The organism is Oceanobacillus oncorhynchi (genome assembly GCF_000821065.1).
GTDB classification, from domain to species: Bacteria; Bacillota; Bacilli; order Bacillales; family Amphibacillaceae; genus Oceanobacillus; species Oceanobacillus oncorhynchi.
In genome coordinates this window covers 1,301,773-1,314,881 of the sequence record NZ_CDGG01000001.1, presented here as the reverse complement: position 1 = coordinate 1,314,881, position 13,109 = coordinate 1,301,773, and the positions used below count along the sequence as shown (strand labels likewise).

The following is a 13,109-nucleotide window of genomic DNA, read 5'->3' as shown; positions in this document are numbered from 1 at the left end:
AAAACTCTGTCTTATTCGTTGTGTACACCCTTTTCCATGGCTTTCCAAGCGAGTGTTGCACATTTGATCCGTGCAGGAAATTTGGAAACTCCCTGAAGTGCTTCAATATCTCCCATCTCCTCTGAATCGACGTCATGTCCTAACATCATTTCAGAGAAGGCTTCTGACATTTTCAATGCTGCTTCCACTTCCATTCCCTTGATTGCCTGTGTCATCATCGATGCGGATGCCATACTGATCGAACAGCCTTCTCCCTGGAATTTCGCGTCCTTTACAATGCCATCTTGTACATCTAATTGTAATTGAATACGATCCCCGCAGGTCGGATTGTTCATATCTACTGTCACAGATTCTTTCTCCAAGGTTCCTTTGTTACGCGGATTTTTATAATGATCCATAATAACTTGTCTATAAAGTGTATCGAGGTTATTCAAAGCCATTCCCAAAATACTCCTTTGTCTTTAACAGCCCAGCTACTAAAAGGTCAATATCCTCTTTGGTATTATAAAGATAGAAACTCGCTCTGGCTGTTGCTGTTACATCCAGCCATTTCATCAAAGGCTGAGCACAATGATGTCCGGCACGAACAGCAATTCCTTCTGCATCAAGCACGGTTGCTGTATCATGCGGATGTACATCATCCAGATTAAACGTAACCAGCCCGGCTCGTTTCTCCGGTCCATAGAGCTGAATACCATCGATGGTGCGCATCTGTTCCAGCGCGTAGGCTGCCAGCTCTGTTTCATGAGCTAGTATTTCATCTTGACCGACTTCTTGAAGAAAGTCGATTGCTGCTGCAAGTCCAATTGCTCCTGCAATGATAGGTGTACCGCCTTCGAATTTCCAAGGCAGCTCCTTCCATGTAGAATCGTGTAGATTTACAAAATCAATCATCTCTCCGCCAAATTCAATCGGCTCCATGTTTTCTAAAAGCTCCTGCTTCCCATAAAGAACGCCAATGCCGGTCGGCCCGCACATCTTATGCCCTGAGAAAGCATAGAAATCGCAATCGATATCCTGCACATCCACGTTGATATGCGGAGCACCCTGTGCGCCATCCACAACCATCACAGCTTGATGCTGGTGTGCAATTTCGGCTATTTCTTTTATTGGATTAATCGTTCCAAGAACATTGGAAACATGTGTTATCGCAACGATTTTTGTTTTTTCATTCACTATATTCTTTACATCGTCTAATAAAATCGAGCCGTCTTCCTGTAATGGCAGATATACCAGACGGGCTCCAGTTACTTTAGCAACCTGCTGCCACGGTATCAAATTACTATGATGCTCCATTGGCGTAATCACTATTTCATCATCCGGGCCGACGTTATCTCTGGCATAGCTTGATGCTACCAAGTTGAGTCCCGCGGTGGTACCCCGGTTAAAGATAATTTCTTTCGTGCTTCCCGCATTGATAAACTCCCGGATCTTTTCGCGTGCTCCTTCGTATTGATCGGTTGCTCTTGATCCGAGGGTATGGACCCCGCGATGAACGTTGGAATTATTTTGCTTATAATAATCATTCACCGCTTCAATCACCTGAATCGGCTTTTGCGACGTCGCAGAAGAATCCAAATATACTAAGGGGTGTCCATTTACTTCCTGTTGAAGGATTGGAAATTGTTCTTTAATGGCCTTGATATCCATTAATAAACTTTCCTTTCAATCACTTGTGTTAATTGCTTACGTACTGACTCAATTGGAATTTGAGCTACTACAGGAGCCAAGAAACCATGAATAACTAGACGTTCTGCTTCTTCACGCTCTAACCCTCTGCTCATAAGATAATACATTTGCAGCGGATCCACACGGCCTACAGAAGCAGCGTGACCTGCTGTTACGTCATCCTCATCAATAAGAAGAATTGGATTGGCATCTCCACGGGATTTTTCACTCAGCATCAATACACGGGACTCCTGCTCAGAGTTCGATTTTGTACCGCCATGTTCAATTTTACCGATAGCATTGAAAATCGTAGATGCAGAACCCTTCATCACACCGCGCTGTAAAATATACGCATCGGTTTCTTTTCCGAATTGGCGAATGCTTGACGTGAAGTTCTGTGTCTGCTTTCCGCGTCCGACAGATACTGCTTTTGCTTCGGAAGCTGAATTATCCTCCATAAGGTAGGTAATGTTTTCAGAAACCGTATTTCCATCGTTCATTTGTCCAAGTGCCCAGTCAATTCTTGCATCACGCTTAGCAACACCGCGACGGTTCACATACGTAGTTGTGCCGGCAGCAAAGTTATCTACTGCACCGTAAGCAACCTGTGCGTTATCATGCGCAAATACTTCCGTTACAAGGTTCGCAACGTTTTCTTCTGTATCATTATGAGAAATATAGTTTTCTACATAGGTTAATGAGCTGCCTTCTTCTGCTACAACAAGCACGTGATTCAATAATGCGCTGCTGTTATCTTCCTGCCAGAAGATTGCTTGAAGCGGTTCTTCCACCTGTACATTTTTAGGAACATATACAAATACGCCGCCGTTCATCAGTGCTGCATGAAGCGCTGTTAAACGGTTCTGATCAACAGCAACTGCATCATTCATATAATATTTTTCAACCAGCTCGCTGTGCTCTCTGACTGCTGTAAAAATATCTGTGAAAATAACCCCTTTATCCTGAAGCTTCTGCGCAAGGCTGTTATATGCAGCTGTCTGATTACGCTGAATATAGAGATTCTCCATGCTGGCATCTTCATCAAAGTATTCTTTTAATTCTTCAGGCAGTTCATCAAGAGAAGCAATTTTTGCCGCTTCTTTATAGGAATGCTGGAAATCTGTAAAATTCCAGTTTGAAATCTTTGTTTTATCTGGTTTTGGCATTTCTAGCGAATCAGCCATTTCCAAAGCTTTGGAACGAAGCGTAGCCATCCAGCCGGGTTCATTTCGTTCTTTGGAAAATGCCTGGATATATTCTTGATTGAATGAAAGCTTTGTTTCTACAGTCATGATTATCCCTCCTTACATTACGCGTTTTGTTCTGCAGTTTCTTCGTCTTCGATTCCTAATTCTTCTTTAATCCACTCGTAACCTTCTGCTTCAAGACGTTTTGCTAACTCTGGTCCGCCAGACTTCACAACGCGTCCCTGCATCATTACGTGTACGAAATCAGGTGTAATATAGTTTAATAGACGTTGATAGTGAGTAATAATCAAGCAGCCAAAATTATCCGAACGCATTTGGTTGATTCCTTTTGATACTACTTTTAATGCGTCGATATCCAGCCCTGAATCAATTTCATCAAGGATAGCAATGTTTGGCTCCAGCTGCATTAATTGCAGAATTTCATTACGCTTTTTCTCCCCGCCGGAGAAACCTTCATTAAGGTAACGTGTTGCCATATTTTGATCAATATCAAGGTAATCTAAGTCCTTATCCAATTTTTTGATGAATTTCATCAATGGAATTTCATCGCCTTCTTCGCGTTTTGCATTAATCGCAGAACGTAAGAAGTCAGAAGTAGTTACACCGCTGATTTCACTTGGGTACTGCATTGCTAAAAACAGACCGGCACGGGCACGTTCGTCTACTTCCATCTCTAAAACATCTTCCCCGTCAAGGGTGATGGACCCTTCTGTTATTTCATATTTAGGGTGACCCATAATGGCAGATGCCAATGTGGATTTACCTGTACCATTCGGTCCCATGACAGCATGGAATTCTCCACCTTTAATGGTTAGGTCTACCCCTTTTAATATCTCCTTATCTTCAATAGATACGTGAAGATTCTTAACTTCTAATACTGAGCCTGACATAAATCATACCTCCAAAAACTGTATTTTAAATGAAATGAATATGATATCCATTCTCAATTTATTCTCATTACAATCTTAAAGCATTTCAAATTAATTCGCAACTGTTATCATTCGTCTTAAAAAAGCTTTTAAATATGCTTCTTTAGACACTTTTTTCATAGTCTGTTCCCATTTAAAAAGCTGATGCCCCGTGACATCAGCTTTTGTTATTTTTATCTTAAATTACCAGAAACTGCTTCTGTAGAAAGTCTCTTCGCCTTCTGGTATTCCTGTTCTCTTTCTTTTTCCACTTTTAACTTTTTATTCAAGCTTCGGTCATATTCCTCGTAATTGACACCTCTTGATTGACCAATTCCTTTTTCCATTTCCGAAGTGTAGCTTAAACCATTTTCAGTGGTAATAATAAATCATCCTTTCGGTTTGTTTAACACATTCAATATGCTAACACAGGTATGATTCCCGCTCAAAATCGATTTAAACTTATATTTTCGGATAATTTATGAAAATCTTTCGCTATAGGTGGATATACTCTCACATTCTTAGTATTCTTCGGAAATGCTCTTTATTCTGCATCAGTTGGTGTTGGAATTACAGCACCATCATAGTTATCCGTAATAAAATCCTGAATTTCTTGAGATTGCAGTACCTCTACTAATGTATTTAATGCTTCGCTGTCTTTGTCTTCTGAACGTACAGCTATAACATTTACATAATCTGATTCATCGCCTTCAATGAAAAGCGCATCTTCAAGTGGATTTAATCCTGCTCCGATAGCAAAGTTGGTGTTAATAACCACTAATGAATCTTCTTCACTATTATAAATATCCGGTGTAATCTCAGGAGCAACGTCCGGGTGGAAGGATAAATCTTTCGGATTTTCCTCAATATCGTCTATTGTTGCAGCAACTTTATCCACATCTTCATTTAATGTAATTAATCCATTTGCTTCAAATAAAGATAAAATTCTCCCCTGATCTGATACAGAGTTACTTAATACTACCTCTGTTCCATCTGGAATATCATCAATACTTTCAATACCTTGAGAATAGACTCCCATTGGTTCTACATGACCCCCGCCGATAGATTCAATCTCATATCCGGCATCCTCTATCGTTTGGTCAAGAAACGGCTGATGCTGGAAGAAGTTCGCATCCAGTGTTCCATTATCTAAATCATCATTCGGTAAAACATAGTCTTCATACTGTTCAATTTCTAATGTAATTCCTTCTTCTTCTAATAATGGTGCTGCTTCTTCTAAGATTTCAGCATGCGGGATACTGGAAGCACCTACTGTAATTTCAGCCGGCTCGTCCCCATCACTGCCTGTACCTTCTTCGTTGTTGGAAGAATCATCATTTCCTCCGCATGCTGCTAATAATAAAATCAAACTCGCAGCTGCTAAAAACCAAAGCTTTTTCATGTTGAACGCCCCTTTTTATTTTTTATTATGTGAATCAAGAAATTCTTGAATAGCACCTTTCTTAACGCTTGTCTATCTTTCTGGTTATAGCATCCCCAATAAACTGGAAGATAAATACGATAATCACAATGATGACTGTGCTGACAAATACAACATCCCAGCTTTTCCGCTGAAACCCGAAATAGTAAGCATGGTTCCCTAATCCTCCTGCTCCAATCGCACCTGCCATCGCAGTATAACCGATTAAAGCAATCGCTGTAACCGTCAGCCCCGATACAAGTGCAGGCTTGGACTCCGGAAGCAGCACCTTAAAAATAATCGTACTTGCTTTAGCCCCCATTGCTTTGGCAGCTTCTACAACCCCTTTATCTACTTCCTTCAATGCGATCTCCACTAATCTTGCATAGAATGGAGCAGAACCGAGAATTAAAGCCGGTAAAGCAGCATTAGGTCCGCGCAGTGTCCCTACTACAAAATCGGTGAAAGGAAATAACAGCAGGATTAATATAATAAACGGAACGGCACGAAATACATTGACAAATGTTGCAACAACAAAATTAATCAATCGATTTTCCCAAAAGTTCCCTTTCGATGTTAAAAATAACAGCAGGCCTAAAAGTAAGCCAATAATAGCTGTACCGACTAAAGCTATAATGGTCATGTAAAGTGTTTCTTGAGAAGCTTCTACTAAATCTTCAATCGTAACGTTCGGAAATAATTCCTCAAGCATGCTGAATTACCTCCAATTCAATAACATCCTGTTCCTCCAGGTACTGCATTGCCTCTTTCTGCTGATTTCCAATCAGCTGAACAATCAATGTCCCATAGCTCCCAACCTGTGTCTGGGTGATTTTCCCCTGCAAAATATTAACATGGATATCAAAATTCTTCACAAGCTGGCTGATTACGGTCTGGTTTGCACTTTCTCCTAAAAACTGAATCCGTAATAACGCGCCCTCTTGATATCTTTCCTTCAACTCTGTCATGTCTTCCTCTTCCTCATCCGGACCGGTCAGCTGTTCAACAAATTTCTGCGTTACCGGCTGCTTTGGTCTGGTAAATACATCGAGAACCGTTCCTTCTTCTACCACTTTCCCTTGTTCCATCACAGCAACCCGATTACAAATTTTGCGGATAACATGCATTTCATGGGTAATTAAAATAATGGTTAGACCCAGCTTTTCATTAATATCCTGCAATAAACGCAGGATTTGATTCGTTGTTTCCGGATCAAGTGCAGAGGTCGCTTCATCACAAAGCAGGACTTTCGGTGAATTCGCCAATGCTCTTGCAATTCCGACCCGCTGCTTTTGTCCGCCGCTTAACTGTGCCGGATAGGCATTTTCCTTGCCTGCCAAGCCTACTAATTCAATCAATTCCAGCACCCGCTTTTTCCGATCACTTTTCTCTACGCCGGAAATCTCGAGCGGAAATTCAATATTTTCAGCGACTGTTCGGGACCAGAGCAGATTAAAATGCTGGAATATCATTCCAATATCCTGTCTGGCAACACGTAAATCTTTTTTCGATAAGGAGGTAATAACCTGATCGCCGATTTTTATCGTACCTGACGTCGGTTCTTCCAGCCTGTTAATCAAACGGACAAAAGTACTTTTCCCCGCGCCGCTGTATCCGATTACGCCATAGATATCTCCATCCGCTACGTTTAGATTTAAATTATCTACGGCGACAATATCTTTTTTTTCTAAAGAGAATATTTTCTTCAATCCTTCAATGGATATCACTTTATTTCACTCCTATATGTGTACAAACCTATTTTATTGTGTACGATTTACTTTTCTCTTCATTGAAAAAGCGTCTTTCTGCAAGAGAACAGAAAGACGCTTTATTATACACAATATCGTCCATTGCTCCCTTATCTTTACAGTTTCCTGCAGGAATTGGCACCTTTTCAATGATTGAAGGTTGCCGCGGTTTCAATGGGCCAGTCCCTCCACCGCTCTTGATAAGAGTTTGCCTATTTTTAAATGAAGTGCCATTATAGTAGCATGCCATTTGTGCCTTGTCAATCATAATCCCTAGTCATTCACTCAGGTTTCTGTGGAATCTGCTGCTTCTCGTATATTGAACCGTCCTCTTGTACAGAAAAAATTAGGTGTTTATTGCTGTGAATAATTCCGGTTTGTATTTCATCAAATACTGATAAATATTTGCTGTCGATTGAAACGTGTACACTTTCTCAATCATTTTACCGTTTTCCATAAATGCAAGACATGGCACGCTTTCGACTTGATGAGACTGCATAAAATCAGGGTGCATGGACGCGTTCATTTCCGTAAAAATATCTGTTTTATGCAGTCTTTCTATTTTTTCAAGCATAGCGCGGGCTACCGTACATGTCCCGCAAAATGGTGTATAAATATATAGTATGAATCGCTGATGATTCTTTTCTTCTCCACTAAACTGTTTCAAGTTCATTCCCCTCAATCTTTTTCTTCCCATAAAATAATATATGCTGAGTGAAAGGATTACACTGGTTGCGTATAAAACGACTTCGCATCTTTCCTTATTTATTTCCTCGGCGGATAGAATCCATTCTTATTTTAACGTTTTACGTTACCATTTTGCAAGATAATTGAGATTGATTCCAATGCGTTTTCCTGCCAGAATACTTGCCAACATTCTTTTTGGGGTGGCGGCAACCTCACGAAATTCACTGCTTACATAAATATGCTCTGCGTGCGGCAGTTCCCTGGCTAGCTGTTTTCGGAGTTTCATTCCCGAATCATCCTCGTCCACCAGAATAAATACATCTGTATCGTCCAAATGATAATATTCCAACAGCTCTTCAAATTTTTCTACACCGATGGTTCCATTTGTACAAACAATGGTGATGGTATTGTCGTCAAGAATTTTTTCTAGATGCTTTTTATCAGATAACCCTTCAACGATTATGACTTTGTTGTAATCATCTTCCATCATCGTTTTGCACTCCTTATCGAAGTGATTAGGTAAACATCTTTTTTAACCTAATCCTATCCTATGCTTTTTCTATATTATATGAAAAGAAAAGAGCTAACTATACACGAATGTGGAAAAGTCAGCTCTTTTTCACCTATTTTTAGAGCCTTTTTTGAAAATTCAGGAGCACCGCCTGTATTTTCACTTTCTCTAAAATAGGTGCAATGTAATTTTATTATCCTTCTATAAATTCCTGGTATGCTTTCGAATCTAATAATTCCTCTAAATCCGCTTCATTCTCAAGTTCAATAACAATCATCCATGCTTTTTCATGCGGTGATTCATTCACAAGCTCTGGGCTGTCTTCCAGTTCTTCATTTACTTCTACCACTTTCCCGCTGACTGGAGCATACAGCTCGGATACCGTTTTAACAGATTCCACACTTCCAAATGGCTCTTCCAGCTCTAAAGAATCGCCGACTTCCGGTAATTCTACGAAAACAATATCGCCAAGCTCATCCTGTGCAAAGTCTGTAATTCCTATACGAACTTTTCCATCTTCTTTTTTTACCCATTCATGTTCTTTTGAATATAAATAATCATTTGGCAAGCTCATTTCGTATCCCTCCAACAAAACTTTATTCTTATTAATTGTTCAAAAAGTACGATGAAAAGGACCGGTCGGCTAAGTACGCGACGTCCTGTCGCAAAGCCGACACTAGCACGTCCTGGGACTGCGATTACCAATGTTGTCAGGTTAGTGCTACCGCTGCGGAAAAACACTACGCTTTCCATGGGCTTGCGCTCAGCCTCCTCGCAAAAAGAAGACCACTTTTTTCTGCGGGGTCTTCCCACTTCGCTTTCCCATAGGAGTCTCCGTGTTTTTCCTCCGCTAGATAGTTTTATTGTTATTTGTATTGAATTTAAGAAAATTCATTAACCTGACAACATTGCTGCGATTACACGCCCCACCGGAAACACTTGTGCGCCGAAAGTTCAAGGCGACGAGCTTTTTACGAACGGGCTTCCACAGGATGTGGTGACTTCTGTGTTGTCCACAGGACGTGGACGGTTTTAACAGAAGTTCCCGTATGCTTTATAATACGTGAGTAACGGAAAAAGCTCGTCAACGCACTTCCGCAGGATACGGTGGCTCCTATGTTGCCCACATGACGTGGGCGTTCTTAGTAGAATTTCCTTTTCCCGCCGTGTCATTTTTATTGGACTTTTTGAACATCCACTTTAACTATACATGGAAGTACTGCTCATTTCTAGCACTATTTCCAGACAGATTCATAGGTTTCTTCTTTAAATCCGACAGTTACTTTCTTGCCGTCGGTTAAGACCGGTCTTTTGATGAGCATACCATCAGAAGCTAAAATCTCCGCCATTTCCTGCGGGGATAAATCATTTATTCTTTCTTTCAAATTTAATTCCCGATATTTTTTACCGCTGGTATTAAAGAATTTTTTAGGCGGCAGGTCGCTTGTTTCCATCCAAGACAGCAGCTCACTCGCACTTGGAGGCTCTTCAGCAATCGGAATCGCCTTATAATCAATTTGGTTTGCATCCAGCCATTTTTTTGCATTTCGGCAGGTGCCGCATTTCGAATACCAATAAAAAGATAATGTCATTATTCTTCCTCCGCTTCTTCTATTGATCCTCTTTCGTCGGTCCCATAACGCCCGGCACCTCTAAGCCAGCCTGTCTAAGCAGCACAGTCATCTGACCGCGATGATGGATTTGATGACTGACCAGCATACGTAAAATACTTCCTTTCGGAGCAGGTCCGCCGAAATCACCTACTTCATTTACTAATGCTTCATCCGTCAGCTGCTCTTTTGCTTTCTCTGCAACGCTAGTTGAGATATCCTCATATGCTTCCAGTATGTCACTTGCTTTTGTTGGAACGGCGTCTGGATCATAAGAAGAGTCTAAATCAATTCCGACCAGGCTCATAAAGAAAACAGGGCTATTCACCAAATGCCAGCCCAGCCAGCCAAGGCTGTTATGTCCCTCTACAATTGACTGATTTAATTTATCATCCTCTAAAGCTTTTAATACAGATTTTGTACCATCAGCAGACTGTGACCATTCTGTTAAAAAATCATTTAAATTTCGATACATGCTAGTCCCTCCTAAGATAATGTTTCTTTTTTATTAGCGTACCACGAAACTTCTGCTTTAATCCAATATATTGAATCCATATCTGCTGTCCGTAAATGTAATCAGAAGTGACAAAATAAAAAAGTATTCGTACAATAATAGTTGTGGAAAAAAGAGGTCTTTTAAATTGTAATTCAAATTATTTTACATATCGGATGAACACTTAATAGAGAGAGGATATTTATTATGATAAAAAATTCTTTTCAAGCAAAATGTGCTGCGATTGCAGAAAACAAAATATTCACGAACACGATTATCGGATTAATTATTTTTAATGCTATTATTGTAGGCTTTGAAACGTACCCTGCTATTTCCAATCAATTCCCTTCTATCATTTATTGGCTGGATACTTTATTATTAGCTGTATTTACAATTGAAATTATTATTAGATTAATAGGAAGCTCTTCTCTTACAGCTTTTTTTAAAAGCCCGTGGAATGTGTTTGATTTCATCATTATATCGGCCAGTTTCGTATTCCTCGGCTCAAGTTACATCATGGTATTACGTATCCTGAGAGTTCTTCGTGTATTAAGAGCGATATCGATTATTCCGTCCTTAAGAAAAATGGTTAATGCGTTACTGCTGACGATACCTTCGATGGGAACAATCATGATTCTTTTAGGGCTGTTCTTCTATGTCTATGCCGTTATTGGAACCACTCTTTTTGCATCCATTTCTCCTGAATACTTCGGTTCTTTGCATCGAACCCTACTCACCTTATTTCAGGTAATTACATTAGAGTCATGGGCAAGTGGTGTGATGTACCCTATTTTAGAACAAGATCCTTCCTCCTGGTGGTATTTTGTAACCTTTATTTTAATTGGTGCATTCGTTATTATTAATTTATTTGTCGGGGTTGTTGTCAATAATGTGGAAGAAGCAAGCCGGGAAGAGACACCATCGCCAACTGATTTAAAATTGGAAGAAATGGAAAAAGAGCTGAAAGAAATTAAAGCTTTATTAAAAGAAAAATCCACGAAGGATTAGAACACAAGGGAGCTGTCATCAAATGCATCCTATGCATTTTACGACAGCTCCTTTGTGTTAGTTAAACAATATATTTTTCTTCTTCAATAACCTTCGCAGCAATTTCGCGTTTCTTCTTAACCACATTGATTGGTGTATGCCTTGTCAGCTTACGTAAAGAAGATAACATGACGCGCAGCGAATCCCCTTCTTCCGCAGTAATCAGAATTTCTTTTGCTGCTGCCTCCATTCTGTTAAACGCTTCTTGTACATACACTTCCGTATATAGTAATTTCAGCTGTGCTTTTTCTGAACCGGCATTGGAAATGGCTTTTTCGGTACGAAGGATAGCAGATTCCATATTAAATACCTCTGCTGTCATATCTGCCAATTTAACAAGTATTTCCTGCTCCTGTTCTAATTTTTTACCGTATTTCTGTGCTGCCAATCCAGCTCCGAGCAAGATGAGCTTTTTCGCATTCCTCAATAAATATTTTTCCTGCTCTAATGCTTCTGTGCCGACTTCCTCCGGCATCATCATCATTAATTCTTCCTGCAGTCCCTGTGCCTTTTCCAATAATGGCAGCTCACCTTTCATTGCTTTTTTCAGCAATGTTCCCGGCACAAGCAGGCGATTGATTTCATTCGTTCCTTCAAAAATACGGTTAATACGGGAATCACGATAAATCCGTTCTACTTCGTATTCCTGCATAAATCCGTATCCGCCATGGAGCTGAACGGCTTCGTCCACTGCATAATCCAACAATTCGGAAACCATGTATTTTGCCATCGAGCATTCAATTTGATACTCCGCGATTGCCCTGGCAACCTCACGTCCATCCTGCAGCTGCTCTTCAGATAATGCGCCCATCCGCTGTTCAAATAAACCGACAATCCGGTAAACGGCACTTTCATTCGCATATAGTTTGGAAGCAATCGTTGCTAATTTTTCCTGTGTCAGCGAAAAGCTTGAAATCGGTGTTTGGAACTGCTTGCGCTCATTTGCATATTTTACAGCTAATTCCAGAGTACGCTTCGCTGCTCCGATACCGCCGACAGCCAGTTTATAACGGCCGACATTCAAAATATTAAAAGCAATCACGTGTCCGCGGCCTTTTTCACCAAGCAGATTTTCTACCGGAACCTCGGCATCCTCTAAGACCAGTGTTCTTGTAGAAGAACTCTTGATACCCATTTTCTTTTCTTCCGGCCCTGTAGATACACCCGGATATTCTCTTTCCACAATAAAGGCGCTGAAATGCTCGCCGTCAATTTTAGCGTAGACGATAAAGACATCTGCAAAAGCAGAGTTGGTGATCCACTGCTTCTCGCCATTTAAAATATAATGCGTGCCGGCATCATTTAGTTTGGCTGTTGCTTTTGCACCAAGCGCATCAGAGCCTGAACTTGGCTCAGTGAGTGCATAGGCAGCAATTAACTCACCTGTGGCTAATTTAGGAAGATATTTTTCCTTCTGTGCATCGTTCCCAAAGAAGACGATTGGCAGGGAGCCGATTCCGACATGTGCGCCATGTGTAATAGAGAAACCGCCGGCGCGGGAAAACTTCTCTGCAATTAAGGAAGAACTGATTTTATCTAACGCGAGACCGCCATATGCTTCCGGCACATCAGCACCCAATAAACCTAATTCTCCGGCTTTTTTCAGCAAATCAACGGAATGCTCAAACTCTTGATTTTCCAGATTATCGATTTTAGGAACAACCTCTCCTAATACAAAATCCTCCGTTGTTTTCGCAATCATCTTGTGCTCATCGGTAAAATCTTCCGGTGTGATAATATCTTCTGCCGTAATATCCTCTACTAAAAAACCGCCGCCTTTAAATAATCTTTCTTTTGTTTCACTCATCG

15 protein-coding genes and 1 riboswitch are annotated in these 13,109 nt (G+C 40.6%); of the genes, 1 reads left to right on the top strand and 14 read right to left on the bottom strand.

Going from position 1 to position 13,109, the window contains the following annotated elements; all coding sequences use genetic code 11:
- Positions 1 to 11: 11 nt before the first annotated feature.
- From sufU to BN997_RS05980, 13 genes are all read right to left on the bottom strand, one after another.
- Positions 12 to 440 (bottom strand): Fe-S cluster assembly sulfur transfer protein SufU, encoded by a 429-nt coding sequence (gene sufU, locus BN997_RS06045; RefSeq protein WP_042530566.1) that lies wholly within the window; start codon positions 438 to 440, stop codon positions 12 to 14.
- Positions 427 to 1,650: a cysteine desulfurase gene (locus BN997_RS06040; protein ID WP_042530564.1), complete on the bottom strand. Its 1,224-nt coding sequence runs from the start codon at positions 1,648 to 1,650 to the stop codon at positions 427 to 429. The genes sufU and BN997_RS06040 overlap by 14 nt, the downstream gene beginning before the upstream one ends.
- Entirely contained in the window at positions 1,650 to 2,960 is a 1,311-nt protein-coding gene (gene sufD, locus BN997_RS06035; RefSeq protein WP_042530562.1) for a Fe-S cluster assembly protein SufD, read from the bottom strand. Before sufD ends, BN997_RS06040 begins: the two co-directional genes overlap by 1 nt.
- Before the next feature lie 17 nt (positions 2,961 to 2,977).
- Complete coding sequence (gene sufC, locus BN997_RS06030) at positions 2,978 to 3,766, bottom strand: Fe-S cluster assembly ATPase SufC (protein ID WP_042530560.1); 789 nt, start codon at positions 3,764 to 3,766, stop codon at positions 2,978 to 2,980.
- Positions 3,767 to 3,978: 212 nt separating this feature from the next.
- A complete protein-coding gene (locus BN997_RS23140) occupies positions 3,979 to 4,131 on the bottom strand; it encodes a YuzK family famiily protein (protein WP_175297017.1) in 153 nt (50 codons plus the stop codon).
- 197 nt (positions 4,132 to 4,328) lie between these two features.
- Positions 4,329 to 5,186 (bottom strand): MetQ/NlpA family ABC transporter substrate-binding protein, encoded by an 858-nt coding sequence (locus BN997_RS06025; RefSeq protein ID WP_042530558.1) that lies wholly within the window; start codon positions 5,184 to 5,186, stop codon positions 4,329 to 4,331.
- Positions 5,187 to 5,247: 61 nt separating this feature from the next.
- Positions 5,248 to 5,916: a methionine ABC transporter permease gene (locus BN997_RS06020; protein WP_042530557.1), complete on the bottom strand. Its 669-nt coding sequence runs from the start codon at positions 5,914 to 5,916 to the stop codon at positions 5,248 to 5,250.
- Positions 5,909 to 6,931: a methionine ABC transporter ATP-binding protein gene (locus BN997_RS06015; RefSeq protein ID WP_042530555.1), complete on the bottom strand. Its 1,023-nt coding sequence runs from the start codon at positions 6,929 to 6,931 to the stop codon at positions 5,909 to 5,911. Before BN997_RS06015 ends, BN997_RS06020 begins: the two co-directional genes overlap by 8 nt.
- Positions 6,932 to 7,059: 128 nt before the next feature.
- A riboswitch (SAM riboswitch) is annotated at positions 7,060 to 7,159 on the bottom strand.
- A 139-nt stretch (positions 7,160 to 7,298) separates the two neighbouring features.
- On the bottom strand, positions 7,299 to 7,619 hold the full coding sequence (locus BN997_RS06005) for a thioredoxin family protein (protein ID WP_052484929.1): 321 nt from the start codon (positions 7,617 to 7,619) through the stop codon (positions 7,299 to 7,301).
- A gap of 144 nt (positions 7,620 to 7,763) precedes the next feature.
- Positions 7,764 to 8,129 (bottom strand): toprim domain-containing protein, encoded by a 366-nt coding sequence (locus tag BN997_RS06000; RefSeq protein ID WP_042530551.1) that lies wholly within the window; start codon positions 8,127 to 8,129, stop codon positions 7,764 to 7,766.
- Between the two features lie 214 nt (positions 8,130 to 8,343).
- Positions 8,344 to 8,724, bottom strand: coding sequence for a glycine cleavage system protein GcvH (gene gcvH / locus BN997_RS05995; RefSeq protein WP_042530549.1), 381 nt, complete (start codon positions 8,722 to 8,724; stop codon positions 8,344 to 8,346).
- 661 nt (positions 8,725 to 9,385) lie between these two features.
- The gene (locus tag BN997_RS05985; RefSeq protein ID WP_042530545.1) at positions 9,386 to 9,742 is read right to left on the bottom strand and encodes an arsenate reductase family protein; all 357 of its coding nucleotides are present in this window, start codon (positions 9,740 to 9,742) and stop codon (positions 9,386 to 9,388) included.
- A gap of 19 nt (positions 9,743 to 9,761) precedes the next feature.
- Positions 9,762 to 10,235, bottom strand: a complete 474-nt coding sequence (locus BN997_RS05980; protein ID WP_042530544.1) for a DinB family protein — start codon at positions 10,233 to 10,235, stop codon at positions 9,762 to 9,764.
- 225 nt (positions 10,236 to 10,460) lie between these two features.
- Here BN997_RS05980 and BN997_RS05975 point away from each other — a divergent pair, with 225 nt between their 5' ends.
- Positions 10,461 to 11,261, top strand: coding sequence for an ion transporter (locus BN997_RS05975; RefSeq protein WP_042530542.1), 801 nt, complete (start codon positions 10,461 to 10,463; stop codon positions 11,259 to 11,261).
- 61 nt (positions 11,262 to 11,322) lie between these two features.
- On the opposite strand, the gene BN997_RS05970 is transcribed toward BN997_RS05975, so the two are convergent.
- Positions 11,323 to 13,107 carry an acyl-CoA dehydrogenase family protein gene (locus BN997_RS05970; RefSeq protein WP_042530540.1) on the bottom strand — a complete coding sequence of 595 codons (1,785 nt, stop codon included), beginning with the start codon at positions 13,105 to 13,107 and terminating at the stop codon, positions 11,323 to 11,325.
- Positions 13,108 to 13,109 lie beyond the last annotated feature (2 nt).